The sequence below is a fragment of the Arthrobacter sp. cf158 genome (genome assembly GCF_900106835.1).
In the GTDB taxonomy this organism is placed as follows: domain Bacteria; phylum Actinomycetota; class Actinomycetes; order Actinomycetales; family Micrococcaceae; genus Arthrobacter.
Map to the genome: position 1 here is coordinate 43,982 of NZ_FNNR01000002.1, position 17,745 is coordinate 61,726.

19 protein-coding genes are annotated in these 17,745 nt (G+C 62.1%); 16 read left to right on the plus strand and 3 right to left on the minus strand.

Annotated features, from left to right (window positions below; all coding sequences use genetic code 11):
• Positions 1-98 precede the first annotated feature (98 nt).
• From secY to map, 8 genes are all read left to right on the plus strand, one after another.
• Positions 99-1,409, plus strand: a complete 1,311-nt coding sequence (gene secY, locus BLW08_RS03140; protein WP_090817778.1) for a preprotein translocase subunit SecY — start codon at positions 99-101, stop codon at positions 1,407-1,409.
• Between the two features lie 5 nt (positions 1,410-1,414).
• Positions 1,415-1,984: an adenylate kinase gene (locus tag BLW08_RS03145; RefSeq protein ID WP_175538591.1), complete on the plus strand. Its 570-nt coding sequence runs from the start codon at positions 1,415-1,417 to the stop codon at positions 1,982-1,984.
• A 109-nt stretch (positions 1,985-2,093) separates the two neighbouring features.
• Positions 2,094-3,137: a 3-oxoacyl-ACP synthase III family protein gene (locus tag BLW08_RS03150; RefSeq protein WP_091323337.1), complete on the plus strand. Its 1,044-nt coding sequence runs from the start codon at positions 2,094-2,096 to the stop codon at positions 3,135-3,137.
• 23 nt (positions 3,138-3,160) lie between these two features.
• On the plus strand, positions 3,161-3,946 hold the full coding sequence (locus BLW08_RS03155; RefSeq protein WP_090817787.1) for a glycosyltransferase family A protein: 786 nt from the start codon (positions 3,161-3,163) through the stop codon (positions 3,944-3,946).
• On the plus strand, positions 3,943-5,130 hold the full coding sequence (locus BLW08_RS03160; protein WP_090817790.1) for a cytochrome P450: 1,188 nt from the start codon (positions 3,943-3,945) through the stop codon (positions 5,128-5,130). Before BLW08_RS03155 ends, BLW08_RS03160 begins: the two co-directional genes overlap by 4 nt.
• Entirely contained in the window at positions 5,120-6,847 is a 1,728-nt protein-coding gene (locus BLW08_RS03165; protein WP_091323338.1) for a class I adenylate-forming enzyme family protein, read from the plus strand. Before BLW08_RS03160 ends, BLW08_RS03165 begins: the two co-directional genes overlap by 11 nt.
• Positions 6,844-7,755 carry an NAD-dependent epimerase/dehydratase family protein gene (locus tag BLW08_RS03170; RefSeq protein ID WP_254779650.1) on the plus strand — a complete coding sequence of 304 codons (912 nt, stop codon included), beginning with the start codon at positions 6,844-6,846 and terminating at the stop codon, positions 7,753-7,755. Before BLW08_RS03165 ends, BLW08_RS03170 begins: the two co-directional genes overlap by 4 nt.
• Positions 7,756-7,788: 33 nt before the next feature.
• Complete coding sequence (gene map / locus BLW08_RS03175; RefSeq protein WP_090817796.1) at positions 7,789-8,616, plus strand: type I methionyl aminopeptidase; 828 nt, start codon at positions 7,789-7,791, stop codon at positions 8,614-8,616.
• A 58-nt stretch (positions 8,617-8,674) separates the two neighbouring features.
• On the opposite strand, the gene BLW08_RS03180 is transcribed toward map, so the two are convergent.
• The 3 genes from BLW08_RS03180 to BLW08_RS03190 are packed head-to-tail and all read right to left on the minus strand — an operon-like array spanning position 8,675 to position 11,976.
• A complete protein-coding gene (locus tag BLW08_RS03180; protein WP_091323339.1) occupies positions 8,675-10,021 on the minus strand; it encodes an ABC transporter substrate-binding protein in 1,347 nt (448 codons plus the stop codon).
• A 60-nt stretch (positions 10,022-10,081) separates the two neighbouring features.
• A complete protein-coding gene (locus tag BLW08_RS03185) occupies positions 10,082-10,990 on the minus strand; it encodes a carbohydrate ABC transporter permease (RefSeq protein ID WP_091323340.1) in 909 nt (302 codons plus the stop codon).
• Entirely contained in the window at positions 10,987-11,976 is a 990-nt protein-coding gene (locus BLW08_RS03190) for a carbohydrate ABC transporter permease (protein ID WP_175538557.1), read from the minus strand. The genes BLW08_RS03185 and BLW08_RS03190 overlap by 4 nt, the downstream gene beginning before the upstream one ends.
• A gap of 390 nt (positions 11,977-12,366) precedes the next feature.
• Here BLW08_RS03190 and BLW08_RS03195 point away from each other — a divergent pair, with 390 nt between their 5' ends.
• The 8 genes from BLW08_RS03195 (at position 12,367) to truA (ending at position 17,643) form a co-directional block, all read left to right on the plus strand.
• Entirely contained in the window at positions 12,367-13,305 is a 939-nt protein-coding gene (locus BLW08_RS03195) for a P1 family peptidase (RefSeq protein WP_175538558.1), read from the plus strand.
• 195 nt (positions 13,306-13,500) lie between these two features.
• Positions 13,501-13,722, plus strand: coding sequence for a translation initiation factor IF-1 (gene infA / locus BLW08_RS03200; RefSeq protein ID WP_011775571.1), 222 nt, complete (start codon positions 13,501-13,503; stop codon positions 13,720-13,722).
• 72 nt (positions 13,723-13,794) lie between these two features.
• A complete protein-coding gene (rpmJ, locus tag BLW08_RS03205; RefSeq protein ID WP_011775570.1) occupies positions 13,795-13,908 on the plus strand; it encodes a 50S ribosomal protein L36 in 114 nt (37 codons plus the stop codon).
• 195 nt (positions 13,909-14,103) lie between these two features.
• The gene (rpsM, locus tag BLW08_RS03210; protein WP_011775569.1) at positions 14,104-14,481 is read left to right on the plus strand and encodes a 30S ribosomal protein S13; all 378 of its coding nucleotides are present in this window, start codon (positions 14,104-14,106) and stop codon (positions 14,479-14,481) included.
• A 51-nt stretch (positions 14,482-14,532) separates the two neighbouring features.
• Entirely contained in the window at positions 14,533-14,934 is a 402-nt protein-coding gene (gene rpsK / locus BLW08_RS03215) for a 30S ribosomal protein S11 (protein ID WP_014922380.1), read from the plus strand.
• 148 nt (positions 14,935-15,082) lie between these two features.
• A complete protein-coding gene (locus BLW08_RS03220) occupies positions 15,083-16,093 on the plus strand; it encodes a DNA-directed RNA polymerase subunit alpha (RefSeq protein ID WP_011775567.1) in 1,011 nt (336 codons plus the stop codon).
• Positions 16,094-16,159: 66 nt separating this feature from the next.
• Positions 16,160-16,720 (plus strand): 50S ribosomal protein L17, encoded by a 561-nt coding sequence (gene rplQ, locus BLW08_RS03225; RefSeq protein WP_090817804.1) that lies wholly within the window; start codon positions 16,160-16,162, stop codon positions 16,718-16,720.
• Positions 16,721-16,752: 32 nt separating this feature from the next.
• Positions 16,753-17,643 (plus strand): tRNA pseudouridine(38-40) synthase TruA, encoded by an 891-nt coding sequence (gene truA / locus BLW08_RS03230; protein WP_175538559.1) that lies wholly within the window; start codon positions 16,753-16,755, stop codon positions 17,641-17,643.
• Positions 17,644-17,745: the final 102 nt, after the last annotated feature.

Consider the following 17,745-nt stretch of genomic DNA (forward strand, 5'->3'; position numbering starts at 1 on the left):
ACTCTCGATTATTAAGACGGCGTCACAAGACGTTAGACTCGGTTGTTGGGTTTCATTGAGCCCCATCACATCCTTGTACTTTCTACTCAGGAGGACGCTTGCTAAGCGCATTCGGCCGGGCGTTTCGGACGCCTGATTTGCGACGCAAGTTGTTGTTCACGCTGGGAATCATCACAATCTTCCGCTTGGGAGCTTTCATCCCCTCGCCTGGTGTGAACTACCAGAATGTCCAGCAATGCTTGAACACAGGTGACACCTCGCAGGGCATCTACCAGCTGGTGAACTTGTTCAGCGGCGGCGCGTTGCTGCAGGTTTCAGTCTTCGCCTTGGGCATCATGCCCTACATCACGGCGAGCATCATCGTGCAGTTGCTCCGGGTGGTTATTCCCCGCTTCCAGCAGCTCTACGAAGAGGGCGCCTCGGGTCAGTCAAAGTTGACGCAGTACACCCGGTACCTCACCATTGCCCTGGGCCTGTTGAACGCCACCACGCTGGTGTCCCTGGCCCGATCCGGCCAGTTGCTGCCGGGCTGTAACCTGCCCATCATTCCTGATGAAAGCATCATCACCACCATCCTCATCATCATCACCTTGACGGCCGGTACCGGCCTCATCATGTGGATGGGCGAGCTGGTAACGGAAAAGGGTGTCGGCAACGGAATGTCGCTGCTGATCTTCACCTCCATCGCTGCAAGCTTCCCCGGTTCGCTGGGTTCGATCTGGAACACCAAGGGACCGGGAACGTTCTTCATCGTTCTGGCTGTCGGGTTGCTGACGGTGGCCCTGGTGGTCTTCGTGGAGCAGTCCCAGCGCCGGGTTCCTGTGCAGTACGCCAAGCGCATGATTGGTCGCCGCACGGTGGGTGGCACCAGCACCTACATCCCCATCAAGGTGAACATGGCCGGCGTCGTGCCCGTCATCTTCGCTTCCTCCATGCTGTACCTGCCCGGCCTGATCTCGCAGTTCAATCAGCCGGCACCAGGGGAGCAGATCGCGCCGTGGGTTGAGTGGATCAACAACAACCTCACCCGTGGCGACCACCCCATCTACATGGCGCTCTACTTCGCCATGATTGTGTTCTTTACCTACTTCTACGTGGCCATCACCTTCAACCCTGAAGAAGTGTCGGACAACATGAAGAAGTACGGCGGGTTCATTCCGGGCATCCGGGCGGGTAAACCGACCGCGGACTACCTGCAATACGTGCTTTCCAGGATCACTTTGCCTGGAGCCCTTTACCTGGGCTTCGTGGCGTTGATTCCGCTGGTTGCACTCGTCCTGATCAACGCCAACCAGAACTTCCCGTTCGGTGGCACGTCAATTCTGATCATGGTGGGTGTGGGCCTGGAAACCGTCAAGCAGATTGATGCGCAGCTACAACAACGTCACTACGAAGGGCTTTTGCGATGACGAGAATGCTGATCATTGGACCTCCCGGTTCGGGCAAGGGTACACAGGCTGAGCGGATTTCCGAGCGCCTCGGCGTAGTCGCCATCTCCACCGGCGACATCTTCCGTGCCAACGTCAAGGGCGAGACCCCCTTGGGCATCGAAGCCAAGAAGTACATGGACGCCGGCGACTTCGTTCCGGACAGCGTTACGAACAACATGGTTCGTGACCGCCTGGGTCAGAGCGATGTGGAGAACGGCTTCCTCCTGGATGGATACCCGCGCACTACTGCGCAGGTTGACTACCTGGACCAGATCCTCGCTGAGGGTGAGCAGGAGCTCGACGTCGTGCTCCAGCTGACCGCCGACGACGAAGAACTGGTGGCCCGTCTTCTGGGTCGCGCCAAGGAGACCGGCCGCTCGGACGACAACGAGACCGTGATCCGTCACCGTCTGGACCTCTACCACGAGCAGACCGAGGCAGTTGTTGCCAAGTACGCCGAGCGTGGCATCCTGACACAGGTTGATGGCATCGGCGGTATCGACGAAGTTACCGATCGTGTCCTCACGGCCATTGAGTCGGCCAAGGCTGTCTAGCGTGTTATCCACATAGCCGGTTCACCGGCGGTGGAGCGAAGGGTGTGTCCCGTACCATTGGTGCGGGACACACCCTTTTTCGTTTCGCGGCAGACTGTGGGGGAACCGCATGAAGACAGCTCTATCAGGACGCAGCCGGATTTCAGGGCTTGAGGTATACCTGCCACCCGCCCGGCTGGACACGTCCGCCGTCGAGCGCCGTATAGCCGATTCCAGTCCCGGGTTCCGGGTCCCCAGGGGTCTTATTGGCCGCGTGACAGGAATCCGCTCACGGAGCGTCATGGCGGATACTGAACAAGCGTCGGATCTGGCCGCCAATGCTGCTGCGAAGGTCCTGGCCGGGTGTGGTCTGCAGGCCCCGGACGTGGACTTGCTGATCTTTGCCTCGGCCAGCCAGGACATGGTGGAGCCTGCCACAGGACATATGGTTGCGGCGAAACTGGGGCTCGGCTGCCCGGTGATGGACGTCAAGAACGCCTGCAACAGCTTCCTGAACGGAATGGAAGTTGCGGATTCCCTGATTGCTGCGGGCCGCTATGCACGAGTGGTGGTGGCCACCGGCGAGTCCCCGTCCAGGGCAGTGCGATGGTCTGTGGCGGACTTTGAGACCTTTGCCTCGAGCTTTCCCGGGTACACCATGAGCGACGCCGGCGCTGCCGTGCTACTGGAGGCGACGGACCCGCCAGCGTCGGGGGTCAACGATGCTCCGGGAATTCTGGGCATGGCCTTCACGGCGAGAAGCCGCCACTGGTCTGTGGGGACGCTCGCGGCGGGAGGGTCCGCATTTCCCAGGGAACCTGAAGCCAGTTATTTCAGCATGGATGGGGAGAAACTGAAGGACGCGTTCCTGGATCTGGGCTGCGATGTCCTGGACCAGACTCTGGCGGGCCTTGATTTGACGTGGACCGATTTCTCCGTGGTGTGCGTGCACCAGGTCAGCGCCCCTTATAGGTCGATCTTTGCTGAGCGGGCCGGCGTCCCCACCGAATTGCTGGTTCCGTCCGTGGAAGACTTTGGCAATCTGGCCTCGGCCAGCCTGCCCCTGCAATTGAAGCTTGCTCTGGACAGCGGCCGTTGCGGACCGGGGGATCTCGTGGCCTTGGTGGGGCTGGCCGGTGGCGTGAGCCTGGGCATGGCCGTGGTGCGTCTATGACAATGCAGCAGCCCAGGAGCGGGATGAGCGGCGAAGGACTGAGCAGCACTGCGCCCACCCGTCCGCTATGCATCGCCGTACCCATGCTCAACGAGGAAAAGCTGGTCCAACAGACCCTTGATTCCCTGGCGGCACAGGAGCTGCAGGACTTCACCGTAGTGGTGGTGGACAACGGCTCCGTGGATCGCAGTTGCGGCATCGTTGCCGACTTCGCGAAAGGACATCCGGACATGGACATCCGGTTGATCCGGGAACCTCAGAAAGGCACGGGTGCCGCGGCGGACACGGGAATGCGTTTCGGGGTGGAGCATGGAGCCGAATGGTTGGCACGCACGGATTCCGACTGCCTGGCGGCGCCTGACTGGACGGCGCGGGTCATGGCGGGTTTTCACGATGGCCTGGAACTCATCGCCGGGCAGTTGATTCCACGCTTGGATGAAGGCATCACACCTTGGGAGCGCCGCATGATGTTGCTCGCTGTGGAAGTGGCGTCATTCTTTGGCCGTATCCGTCCGGGCAACAAGGGCGACGGCTATCTGGGCCCCTACCAAATGCTCCCTGGCTGCAACATGGCCATTACGGCGGCCATGTATGACCGCTCCGGTGGCTTTCCCCGGAGCAGGATCGAAGACCTCCATGAGGACCGCGCACTCTCCAACCAGGTCCGCAAGCTGACCCGGAAGTATGCGCTGCGACGCGACGTGGTGGTGTTTGGCTCCTCCCGCAGGGTCAAAGCGTGGGGCCTGAAAAACACTCTGGCGTGGTACGCGGACCATCGATACCGCCCCGAGCATGTGGATATCCGGTGACGTCGCCAACGGTTACTGCTGAGCGTTGGGAGCAACGCATCCACCTGGGCGCGCATCCCTTGTTGTATCCCCTGATCAGAGGTTTGGGACACGCAAGGCCGGTGCTGCGGTTGCCCGGGCTCGGGGTGTTGGTCAGTGAGGCGGGGTTGGTGCGGGAAGTCCTCATGGACCAGCAGCGGTTCGTCAAGAATGGCCCAACAGGCTCGGGTGCGTTGTGGACCCCTGTAGTGGGACCCAAGGCACTGGTAAACATGGATGGCGCGGAACACCGGGAGCTGCGCCAGCGCCTGGGGGACTTGTTCACTCCACGATCGGTGGCTGGCATCGTGGAACCGGCGGCGGGCGCCCTCCACGCGCGGATCCATGGCGAGCTGGATTCAGGGCGTGCACTGGACCTGGTGGACTGTGTCAAAGAGCTGGCCGGGGGAGTGATCGCCCGCCTCCTCGGGGTGCCGGACAACGCCCCCGGCAGGCTCCCGGACAGGGAGCTTTTCAATCTTGGCTCCTCCATCTCATCCCTCGTCCGGCTGGGGCGCCCCACCCTGACGGTGAGGCAAATTGCGAAGGGGAGATCCGCCGTCGGGATTTTGGCTGGACCCGCCACAGCCGCCTACCGCGACAGCGATCCCGGGACTTTTCCTGGAAGGCTCCGCGAGCTGGGAATGTCAGAGGATGAGGCGATGGGCATCATCAGCGCCTTTGTGATGGTGGGCACAGAAACCCTGGTGTCGTTCGTCCCGCGGTTGGTTGCATTATTGGCAGACACTGGGCGTGTTGGCATGTTGGCTAAGGACCGCTCAGCCCTTCCTGGCGCCATCAATGAGGCGCTCCGGTTTACGGTGCCGTCACCCATGATGTTGAGGGACACCGTGGAGGCAGGGGTCATCGGCGGGACAGCTGTCCGGGCCGGCGACCGGATCCTGTTGTCCACCATTCATGCGGCCAAAAGCCTGGGAGGCTTTGATCCGTCCCGGGCCATGCCACCGCAGGCCCGCCAACTCTGGTTCGGTGCAGGCCCGCACTTTTGTATTGGCATGCCGCTTGCCATGGCGGAGATCCACGCGTCGCTGGATGTGCTGTTGAACAGGTACATCGAGCAACCTTGGACAATTTCAGGACGCCGGATCAGCAGGGGTGTGCTTATTCCGGGTTACAAAAGTTTGGAGTTGTCCAATGCTCAATGATTCGGTGGACCAGACTGACCTGATTACAGCCGTCTTCGCTGCGGCGGATCGGGTTCCCGACGCTCCGGCCATCACGGCGCCCGGCAGGGTACGGCGGGTTCTGGGGCGTGGGGGCAACGCAGTTCGGCCGGGACGAACCATCACCTACCGCGGCTTGGTTGACGGGATCGAAGCCACTGCACTCCGGCTCCGACACGATGGATTCGGACCCGGGGAGCGCATGCTGTTCTCGGTGCGGCCCAGTCCAGCAGCATTCATCCTGGCCCTCGGGGCTGTCCGCGCGGGTGGTTCGGTGGTGTTCATTGACCCGGGAATCGGTCCCTCGCTTTTTCGGGACCGGGCAGAACTCGCCGCACCGCGTTGGGCCGCCGCTGAGTCGCTTCTGTATTCGCTGAGCACCAAGAGCCCGCTCCGGCCCCTGGCTCGCAAGCGGGGATTGTTGCTCCCGGACTATGGGGCCATGGACGTCCGCCACTACTATTCGGGGCCGTGGCTCCCGGGCGTCCCGAGGGGAGCGACGCCGGTGAAGGCTCTGGCTTCGCCGTTGGAAGGGCCGGCGTTGGAGGGGGCGCTGCCGGAGGGGAACTCTCCAAGCGCGGATCATGCCTCCGATCAGGAAGCAGTCATCATTTTTACGTCCGGGACTACGGGTGCTCCCAAAGGTGTCATTCACACCAGGGGCACACTCGCCGCTGGCTTCGGGCAGTTGACCAGCCGCTGTGCCTTTGGCGAGGGCGATCGGGTCCATTCCGAACAACTCATGATGGGACTCCCGGCCCTGATCGCCGGCGCCCACTGGACCATGCCCTCGTACGGGTTCTCCGCACACATTGATCCGCTTCGCCTGGCCAGCGAACTGGGACCGGTGACAAGCAAGGAGACAGAGTACGACGGCGCCACCCACCTTTTTCTGGTGCCCTCACAATTGGCGCCCATCCTGCACGCGATCGAGGACGGCACGGTCACCTTGCCCGGTACGCTCAGGACCGTCATGCTGGGTGCAGCACCCATTCTTGCGCCGTTTCTGAAACGCGCCATGAAGTTGTTGCCGGAGGTCGACTTCAAGCTCATCTATGGGATGACTGAAGTTCTGCCCATCGCCATAGCTGATGGTCGGGAGAAGCTGGCGTTCGCCTCCGGAACAGAAGTGGAATTCACTGCGCCGGATGGCAGCGGCGAAGGCGACTTCCTCGGAGCGCCGCTTCCCGCCGTCGGAATCCGGGTGGCAGATGACCACGAACTGTTTGCCCACGGGCCCAACATGTGCCGCGGCTATCTGGGCGAAGATCCCATGCTGGAACATGCCACCGGTGACTTGGTGCGGCTGGACCACGGTGATTCCGGCGAGCCGAGGTTGGTGATGATCGGGCGCAAAAAGGACATGATCATCCGCGGCAAAACGAACATCTACCCCGCACTGTACGAGCCCGTCATCAGCGGTGTGCCCGGAATCATGCAAGCGGTGATGGTGGGCGTCCCGGATGTCATCGGAGACGAAGCAGTCTGGTTGGCTGTGGTGGCCGATGCCGGCGAGTCTGCGGGGGCCGTGAAGTCCCGGCTTCTGAAGGAACTCCCCAGGCTCATTGATGAATCCGCGCTTCCGGACCACATCGAAGTCCTGGATGCCATCCCGTCGATCGGGCGGCACAGGAAGCCTGACCGGGTAGCACTGCGGCAGGAGTTCGCTTCCAGGCCCCTGAGCGAGGCTGTGACATGAAAATTGCGGTGACGGGAGCCACCGGCTTTGTGGGGGGAGCGGTGGCCAAGGCCGCGGAAGCCCGTGGGTGGGAGGTGGTCCGATTCGCGCGTCGCGCCGGAGCCGGATTGAACTACTGGGACCTGACAGGGCTCCCGCCGGCGCAGCTTCCCGGCGTCGATGCCGTGGTCCACGCCGGTGCGCATGTGTCCGATTGGGGCGACCCTGGCCTCTTCCACCGGGCAAATGTCCTGGGGACGCGCGCCGTTGCCGAGGCCTACGCAGGAACCCGGCTGGTCCATATCTCCAGTTCCAGCGTTTATCCGTGGTGGGAGCCATGTGTCAATCGGGCCGAGGATGAGGTGGCGGCGCGCCACCTCAACGCCTATGGACGCAGCAAGGCGCTCGCAGATGTGGAGGCCCGCAGACATGGCAACGCGGTGGCGCTGCGCCCACACGGCATTTATGGTCCGGGGGATCGGACGCTCCTGCCGCGTTTGGTCAGCAATGTTCGGCGTGGCCGGCTCTTGAGCGTCGGACATGCACGCGTAAAGCATCAGCTGACGCACGTGGACAACCTGACGCGGACTGTCCTGTCCGCCTGCGAGTCGGAGGTGCGGGGCGCTGTCAATGTAGGCGATGCGGAGCCCGTGGAGTTGGGCAGCGTCCTCCGCCAAGTCCTCGACTTTTCCGGTCACGCCGGGGTTCCCATCACGTACCTTCCGGAGCCGGCAGCCATGGCGCTGGCTCGCGCGTTGGAGGTAGTGTCCAGCGTCCGGGGCCGGCCGCCAATGCTGACGCGCTACGCAGTGAGCCAGCTGGGGCGGGAGCGAACCTACCGGCTGGACCGGCTCCGGGATGAGCTGGGAATCGAGCCAATTTCAACCACAGTCCTTGATGCGGGAAAATGGTTGAAGCATGGGGCCTGATCGGCTCCTACAGCAAACTTTCCAGAGGAGAACATGGCGTTCGGTCAGCCCCGCATTGAATACAAGTCCAACGAGCAGATGCGCACCATGCACCAGGCCGGACTTGTCCTGAGCCGTGCACTCGATGCGGCTGTCGCGGCTGCCAAGCCCGGCGTCACCACCAAAGACCTGGATGATGTCTTCGCCGCAGTCCTCAACGACGCCGGAGCCAAGTCGAACTTCCTGGGCTATCACGGATTCCCGGCCACCATCTGCACGTCGGTCAACGAAGAAGTAGTCCACGGTATCCCCGGAGGCCGTGTCCTCAACGATGGCGACATCATCTCCATCGACGGCGGCTGCATCGTGGATGGCTGGCATTCAGACTCGGCGCGGACGGTCATTGTGGGCTCCGTGGATCCGGAAGACCAGCGGCTCTCCGATGTCACCGAGGCCGCAATGTGGCGCGGCATCGCGGCTCTTGCCCAGGGGAAGTTCGTGGGGGACATCGGGAACGCCATCGATGACTACGTCTCCTCTGTCCCGGGCAAGCCCTTGGGCATCCTGGAAGACTACGTCGGCCACGGAATCGGTTCCGAAATGCACATGGCACCGGATGTCCTGAATTACCGGACCAGCCACCGCGGTCCCAAGATCCGCCCGGGCCTCTGCCTCGCGATCGAACCCATGTTGGTACGTGGCGGCATCGAAACAGCAACACTCGACGACGACTGGACTGTGGTGACCACCGACGGCAAGCGCTCCTGCCAGTGGGAACACTCGGTAGCTGTGCACGAGAAGGGCATCTGGGTTCTGTCCGCCCCGGACGGAGGCGCCGAACACTTGGTGCCCCTCGGCGTCGTGCCTGTCCCGATCCCGTAACGGTTGGGAAAAGAGCCGGGCTGCTGAAGCAGCCCGGCTCTTCCATTATCGGCAGGAACTATGCTTTCAGCTTTGGCTTGACGTCCTTGGTGTAGATGCCCTCGAGCGTCTTCTTCAACTCAGTCATGGTTGCCTGCACATCGCCCTGTTGCGTGAGGATCTTGGCCGCTGACTTGGCCATCTCCTGGTCCGCACCCGGCAGGAACACGCGGGCGTTGTCCTGGACCTTGGTGGCCGCGAGCTGGTCCATGGCGGTCTTAATCTGCGGTGTGGCGGCGAGAACGGCCGACATGTCCGCCGACAGCCGGGTTGGCATGTAGCCAGTGGCGGCGGAGAAAGCAGCGGTGTTTTCCGGCTCGGTCATGAACTTCAGGAAGGTTGCAGCGGCCAGTTGCTCTTCCTTGGTGATGCCGCTCGGGATGCCCAGGCCGGCGCCGCCGGTGGGGCACACACCGCTGGGTACCTCGGGACCGCCGGGCAGGAAGCCGACGCCCACGTTGAATTTGGCCGCCTTCAGGACACCAAGGAGTGAACCGGTGGACGAAATGGTGGACGAGGTAATACCGGCGGCAAAGTCATCAGCGGCTTCCTTGGAGGAAACACCCGCCCAGGCGTCCTTGTAGATGGAATCCTGTGCCCACTGGAGTGCCGCTACAGATTCCTTTGAGTCACACGTGATGTCCCAGTCCTTGGACCAGCTGCCGCCCCAGCCCCACAGGTTGTTCTGCAGAGTCCAGCCCGCGTAGCCAGCCAAGGCCGGGTAGATGTAGGCGTACTGTGCGCCGGAGGTGGCCTTGAGTTTGGGGGCCCACTCGGCGAATTCCTGCCAGGTTGCCGGCGCGCGATCCGGCAGGCCGGCTGCTTTGAAATGGTCCTTGTTGTAGTAGAACAACGGCGTGGAGCGGCCGTAGGGGAGCGCCCATTGCTTGTCGTCGTACTTGTAGTCGTCCACCAAGGACTTCTGGAAGTCGTCGATCTTGATGTCCAACTGCTTCACCAGGCCATCAATGGGGATGATGCTGCCGTTGGAGAAATAGCGGAACCACCAAACGTCGGAAAGAACCACCAGGCCCGGCAGGCCGGTCTTGGCTGCCTGTGACGTCTGGAACTTCTGGGCAATTTCCTCGTAGTTGGCGCCTGCCGTTACCAGGTTGACCTTGATGTCCGGGAATTTGGGGTGGAATTTCTCAATGATCGCCTTCTCCACGTCCTGCGACTTGCCCGGGTGGTTGGTCCAGAAATCGATGGATGCCGCGGGCTTCACGCCGGTGAAGTCGATGGCTGCAGTGTCGACGGCGTCGGCCGTGCCCGCCGTGGAGGGCCCGCCGCAAGCGGCCAAAGCGGCTGCTCCGGCTCCGAGGCCTGCCAGCCCCAGGAAATGTCGGCGGTCAAGGTTGGTGCGCATGGTGCTTCCTCTCAATAACTTTCACTAGGGGTACTTCGATGCGATTGGTGCGGTTGGAAATCAGCCGGTGACACTGCCCTGGGTCAGGCCGGCAACGATGTAGCGCTGGAGCGCGGCGAACACCAGCAGGATGGGGACGATCACCAGAACGGCTCCGGCCATGAGGATTCCCCAGCCGGCCCCGTTGCCTTCAGAGTTCTGCAGCAACGTCAGGCCTACGGGAAGTGTCATGGTTTCGGGGCGGTCCGTGATGATCAGCGGCCAAATGTAGTCGTTCCATTCGCTGACGACGGTCACCAGCGCCACGGTCGCAATGGATGGGACGGACACCGGAACGATGATCTGCCACAGGCGTCGCCAGTGGCCCCCACCGTCGATTTCGGCGGCTTCAAGGATGGACGGCGGCAGTGTCAGGAAGTGTTGCCGCAGCAGGAAGGTGCCGAACGCCGTCCCGAGGCCTGGAAGGATGATGCCCCACAGGGTGTTCTTGCCTCCCATTCCTGCGATGAGGATGTAGTTGGGCAGGATGGACACTTGTGCCGGCACCATCAGGGCTACCAGTATCACTACGAAGATCACGTTCTTGAACGGGAAACGGACAAAAACCAGCGCGTAGGCGGTCAGGATGGCCAGGATGACCTTGATGGATGATCCCACCACCGTGACGATGAGGCTGTTGGCAAAGAACTGTGCGAAGGGCACGGTGGTCATCGCGGTGACGTAGTTCTGCAGGTTCAGTGACTCGGGCAGGATCCTCAGGTCCATGGTGACAATCTCGCCCGGTTGCTTGAAGGAGCTCAACAGCATCCACAGCAGTGGCAGGAACACCACAAGGGTGGCAATGACCAGGGGAAGGTAACCGGTGGCAACAGTCTGGAGCAGGTTCGCTCTGGAGAGCGGGCGCGGCAGTTCCTGCCGTGACTCCGGTTCGTGGGAAATAACGACGGCGGCTGGTGACGGCGCGCTCATGAGTAGTGGACCTTTCGCTCGACGAACCGCAGTTGCAGGACCGTAATAACCAGCAGGATGGCGAAAAGGACCACCGAGATTGCGGCGGAGTATCCTGCCCTGTTATAGGCCCCGAAGGCCTGCAGGTATGCCTCGTAGATCAGTGTGCTGGTGCCGTTTCCCAGGGGTGTCATGATGCGGATCAGGTCGAATGCCTGCAGCGAGCTGAGCATGGTGGTGATCAGCAGGAAGAACGTGGTGGGTGAGAGGAGCGGGAGGGAGATGTTGAGGAAACGGCGCAGGCCATTTGCCCCATCCAGTGCCGCGGCTTCCATGACGTCCCGTGGAAGGGATTGCAAGCCAGCAAGGTAGACCACCGCGCAATAGCCCAGGTTTTTCCAGATGTACACAATGATCACCATCACCAAGGAAAGCTGGGGATCGTTGATCCACTGCGGGCTCTGCTGCCCCATGCCACGGAGTATCCAGGCGAGCACGCCGTACCCGGGATCGAAGATGAACAGCCACACCAGCCCCACGCCCACCCCGGACAGCACGTAGGGTGCGAACACAGCAGACCTGGCAAACGTTGTGCCACGGACCTTTGAATTCAGGGCGAGGGCAACCAGCAATCCGAGCACCATGGAACCGCCCACGGTTATCAGCGTGAAAACGGCAGTGGTCCCCAGGACTTTGGAGGCATCCTCGCTGGTGAAGAACGTGACGTAGTTCTGCAGTCCAACCACTGTGGCCGAGGCCGAACCGAGCGTCCAGTCCAACGTGGAGTAGTAGATGTTGTTGATGAGTGGCCAATACGTGAAGGTTCCGATCAGGACCAGGTTGGGCAGGGCCATGGCCAGGAAGACCAGGAAATCCTTACGGCTGCGGCCGGACCAGCGATGTCTTTCCGGGCCGGGCTTGCTGGCAGGTGCGGGCGGGGCAGACGGCGATGCCGGCAGCCTGTCTGCGGGCGCGGTGCTGCTGTTGTGAATCAAGGGGGCAGTCATGGGTCACTATCGTTTTCGGGCGAACGTGGGACGCCAGCTCCCGGATCGGGGCGGCGAAGACAGGCCTAGCTCACCACACGCGATGTCCCGGATCGGTCCAAAAGGGGATCCCTTGGCGATAGTTGTCTTACACTTCCCAACCCGTTTACTCAGCGTTTCTCGCGTGTTCGTATTTGAGGCACGGCTCCCACTTGTCGCAGCACATTCCCGCGCTGGCGATGCCAGCCGGGGCGCAACCCTCGGCGCGCTCGGTCGTGCCGCCTCCACGGCCCCCTTACCTCGCAAGCCCGGCCAGGGAATCCGGCCGTCGTGGGCCCACCTTTGACGCGTGGAGGCGGGTCCCGGCGCACCGCCAGTTCGCTCTGCTCCCGGCAGGTGGAGAATGGAGCCATGAATTCGATCACCGATGTTGCCGGCATACGGGTTGGGCATGTGCAGAGGGTGGGGGATGGGTGGCTCAGCGGCGTCACTGTGGTGCTCCCTCCTGTGGGGACCGTAGGTTCCGTGGACGTGCGTGGGGGAGGTCCCGGGACGCATGAGACTGATGCCCTTGATCCGACGACGTTGGTGTCCACCGTTGATGCCGTGGTGTTGACCGGGGGCAGTGCCTTTGGGTTGGCGTCGGCGACAGGTGCTCAGCTGTGGTGCGAGGAGCAGGGCAGGGGTTTTGCTGTTCCGGGGACTGTGGTGCCGATCGTTCCGGCCGCGGCCATCTTTGACCTTGGCAGGGGTGGCGACGTCAAGGCGCGACCCGGTGCGGAGATGGGTTACCAGGCTGCTGCCGCGGCGTTCGCTTCCGGTGACCATGCCGCCGTCGAGCGTGGAAACGTGGGCGCCGGGACTGGGGCCGTTGTTGCCCGCGGGCAGTACAAGGGCGGGATCGGTACCTCGTCGATCACTCTGGACGGTGGTGTGCTGGTTGGTGCCATTGCGGTGGTAAATGCGCTGGGAGCGCCAGTCGGACTGGGGATCGGCACGCAGGCGTCGGCGGGCGAGCAGGGGCTGAACACGACCCTTGTGGTGATCGCCACCAATGCTGTCTTGGACGTGGCCGAGTGCAAGAGGACTGCCTCTGCAGGCCATGCAGGCCTGGCCCGGGCCTTGGATCCGTCCCATACCCTTGCGGACGGCGATACCGTGTTCGCCTTGGCGACCGGCGCCGTCGAGCTTGACCGCAGTACCGAACAGGCGCGGCAAGTATCACTGATTACTCTCCAAAGTGCGGCGGCAGAGGCCGTTCGGCTGGCGATTCTGGACGGCGTGCGCTCGGCTGAAAGCGTCACCACAACGGCAGGTGAATTCCCGGCGTTCCGGCCATCGGGAGGGTGACGGCAGCGGGTGCTTGCGCTACCATGGACGGATTTAACTTTCCGGCCTGATTGGCGTAGAGTTATTTGTTGGTTGTCTGTGCAGCCACGCCCTTTTTGGTGTCGTGGTTCCAAGAGGGCCAAGCAAACAAAAAACGTCCGCTGGATCTTCGGTGCCTAACTGAAGGACGGTGGCAAACAACAGTTAGCGGAGGATATGGCCAAGAAGGACGGGGTCATTGAGATCGAGGGCGTTGTGACTGAGGCGCTGCCCAATGCGATGTTTCGTGTTGAGCTCACCAATAAGCACGTCGTTCTCGCACACATCTCTGGGAAGATGCGACAGCACTACATTCGAATCCTCCCCGAGGACCGGGTAGTGGTTGAGCTGAGCCCATACGACCTCACACGTGGTCGTATCGTCTACCGCTACAAGTAAATTGCTGGGCGGCAAGGCAACAGTGCCTAAGCCGCTCCAGCAGATCAACTGCAAAACACGCAAAGGAACGCCATGAAGGTCAAGCCGAGCGTCAAGCAGATCTGCGACAAGTGCAAAGTGATCCGCCGTAACGGCCGGGTCATGGTGATCTGCGAGAACCCGCGCCACAAGCAGCGCCAGGGCTAATTCCCCTTCGGGAATCTGCGTCCGCAAGGACAAACCTGAGCTGCTAGCCCACGCAAGTAAATAAAGGCAGCACAAGCTGTGCCAGGACTGCATTACAGAGCCTGGTCAGCGAACCCCCGGTCGGAGGCTGGGGCCACACTGAACGTGTGGGTGTACTGCCTACGACCTCCGGTTTATTCAAGGAGTACTGCCACTATGGCTCGTCTCGCTGGCGTAGACATTCCCCGCGAAAAGCGGTTGGAAATTGCGCTTACTTACATCTACGGCGTGGGCAAGACCCGTGCACACGAAACCCTGGCTGCCACCGGCATCAGCGCTGACGTTCGCGTCAAGGACCTGACTGACGCCGAACTGGTCCAGCTGCGTGACTACATTGAAGGCAACTACAAGGTTGAGGGTGACCTTCGCCGCGAGGTAGCCGCTGACATCCGCCGCAAGGTAGAGATCGGCAGCTACGAAGGCCTGCGCCACCGCAAGGGCCTGCCCGTACGCGGTCAGCGTACGAAGACCAACGCTCGTACCCGCAAGGGCCCGAAGCGCACCGTCGCCGGCAAGAAGAAGGCCGGACGTTAATCCCTCGGGATTGATCCGGTTTTCCCCCGATAACTTTCTGTAGGAGAAACAATGCCCCCGAAGACTCGTGGAGCGGTTCGTAAGCCGCGTCGCAAGGATAAGAAGAATATTGCGCTTGGCCAGGCGCACATCAAGAGCACCTTTAACAACACCATCGTGTCCATCACGGACCCGAACGGTGCTGTAATCTCATGGGCTTCCGCCGGTGAGGTTGGCTTCAAGGGCTCCCGTAAGTCCACCCCGTTCGCTGCCCAGATGGCTGCCGAAGCTGCTGCAAAGCGCGCTCAGGAGCACGGTCTGCGCAAGGTTGACGTATTCGTCAAGGGCCCGGGATCCGGACGCGAAACCGCAATCCGTTCGCTTCAGGCCGCTGGCCTCGAGGTTGGCTCCATCCAGGACGTCACCCCCAGCGCCCACAACGGTTGCCGCCCGCCGAAGCGCCGCCGCGTCTAATTAGGTCTTCCCCGCCTGACCGGCCGGGCCTGCTATGGATGGTTTCGATCATCCATCAGCATGGCCCGGCTGGTCAGGCTGGAAACGAAGCCGATTTCCACCACCTGTGTTGCGTCATATAGCGGATGCTCGCCGAAAGGAAACCTAAGTGCTCATTGCACAGCGCCCCACCCTGTCTGAAGAAGTTGTATCCGAGAACCGCTCCCGTTTCATCATTGAACCGCTGGAGCCGGGCTTCGGCTACACCCTCGGAAACTCCCTCCGCCGTACCCTGCTCTCCTCCATCCCCGGTGCCGCTGTAACCAGCATCCGGATCGATGGCGTGCTGCACGAGTTCACCACGGTTCCGGGTGTCAAGGAAGATGTCACCGAGATCATCCTGAACATCAAGAACCTTTCGGTTTCCTCCGAGCACGATGAGCCGGTTGTTGCTTACCTGCGCAAGCAGGGCCCCGGAGTCGTCACCGCCGCGGACATCGCTCCGCCGGCCGGCGTCGAATTCCACAACCCGGATCTGCACATTGCCACTCTGAACTCGAAGGGCAAGTTCGAACTCGAACTGACCATCGAGCGCGGCCGTGGCTACGTTTCGGCAGCTCAGAACAAGTCCGGCGACTCCGAGATCGGCCGTATTCCGGTTGACTCGATCTACTCGCCGGTCATGAAGGTAACTTTCCGCGTGGAAGCTACCCGTGTTGAGCAGCGCACCGACTTCGACAAGCTCATTGTCGACGTCGAGACCAAGCAGGCTATCGCCCCGCGCGATGCTGTTGCTTCCGCAGGCACCACCTTGGTGGAACTGTTCGGTCTGGCTCGTGAGCTGAACACCGCAGCTGAAGGTATCGAGATTGGCCCGTCGCCGACGGACGCTGCCCTGGCAGCGGACATGGCTCTGCCGATCGAGGATCTGGACCTCACCGTCCGTTCCTACAACTGCCTCAAGCGTGAGGGCATCCACACCGTGGGTGAACTCGTTGCCCGCTCCGAGGCTGACCTGATGGACATTCGTAACTTCGGTGCGAAGTCCATTGACGAGGTCAAGGCAAAGCTCGTGGAACTGGGTCTGTCCCTCAAGGACTCCCCTCCCGGTTTCGATCTCGCAGCCCGCGCCGCAGCCATCGAAGAGGACGACGCCGCGTTCAGCGACGACGAGCTCTAAACAGCAGATCTTGGCCGCCGGGTCCAGTAATGGACCTGATCGGCTTACATAACAGGAGAAATAACTATGCCTACCCCCACTAAGGGTCCGCGCCTCGGAGGCGGCCCGGCTCACGAGCGCCTGATGCTCGCGAACCTGGCAGCTGCTCTCTTTGAGCACAAGCGCATCACCACCACGGTCACCAAGGCCAAGCGCCTCAAGCCGTACGCAGAGCGTCTGGTCACCTTCGCCAAGCGTGGCGACCTCGCTTCCCGCCGCCGCGTTCTCGGCCTGATCAGCGACAAGGGCGTTGTCCACGAGCTGTTCACCGACATCGCCGGCGCTGTTGCCAACCGCGATGGTGGCTACACCCGCATCACCAAGATCGGCAACCGCAAGGGCGACAACGCTCCCATGGCTGTCATCGAGCTCGTTCTCGAGCCGGTTTCCCCGAAGCAGGCCGTTGTTGCTGAAGCAACCGCTGCCGCTGCCAAGGCTGCTCCGGCTGCCGAGGAAGAGGTCGTTGAGACCGAAGCCGTAGAGACCGAAGCTGCTGAAACCGAAGAGGCTCCGGCCGCTGAGGCAGAGGCAACTGAAGCTGAAGCTGCTGAAACCGAAGAGGCTCCGGCCGCTGAGGACAAGAAGTAATTCACTGAATTCTTCGCAGTAGACTTGAGTCTATGAACGAACGAAAACCCGCTGCCCCCGTTTTGGGGGGCGGCGGGTTTTTGCGTGTCCGGCTTGATCTTTCGTACGATGGCGGACCCTTCAACGGTTGGGCATTGCAGCCAGGGCTTCGGACGGTGCAGGGTTCGCTGGAGGAAGCGTTGGGGCTCCTGTTGCAACGGCCCGTTCGCGTAACAGTCGCAGGCCGGACCGACGCCGGCGTCCACGCCCGCGGCCAAGTGGTTCATCTGGACCTGACTGAAGCCGAGTGGCTCTCACTGCCGCGCGGGCACGAACTTGATCCAGCCGTCGCGCTTCTACGGCGGTTGCGCGGAGCCTTGAGCCGCATCCTTGGTGGCCTCACCGGTGCTGTGGAGGTGCACGACGCCGGTCTGGCGCCGGAAGGGTTCGACGCCCGCTTTTCGGCGTTGTGGCGAAGGTACAGTTACCGGATTGCTGACGGTCCTGAACGGTGGGATCCGGTTCTCCGCGGCATCACTCTGTGGCACAAAGCGCCGCTGGATGTTTCTGTGATGAACGAGGGTGCGTCTTCGCTGCTGGGGCTTCAGGACTTCCGTTCTTATTGCAAACCCCGCGAAGGTGCCACCACCATCCGCGAGCTGCAGAAGTTTGCCTTCTCCCGGGGGAGCGACGGCGTCATTACAGCCACAGTGCAGGCCGACGCTTTCTGCCACAACATGGTGCGTTCCCTGGTGGGCTCTGCGCTGCGTGTGGGGGAGGAGCTTGAGTCTCCGGCGTGGTTGCACCACCGCCTGCTGGAGCGGAAACGCGACGCCAAATCTGTCCTGGCTGCCCCGCACCCGTTGGTGCTGGAGGAAGTGGCCTACCCGTCGGACAGTGAACTCCTGGCCCGGGCTGAGCTGACACGGGCTCGGCGGGAGTAGTCTTCTTTCAGTCCGGGCGTTGGAGGACCCCCTCCCGGCTCTGGGTACCGGAAGGGGGCCGTTGTGGCACTCCGTGGTCTGGGATCCACGAAGTGCCGGTCT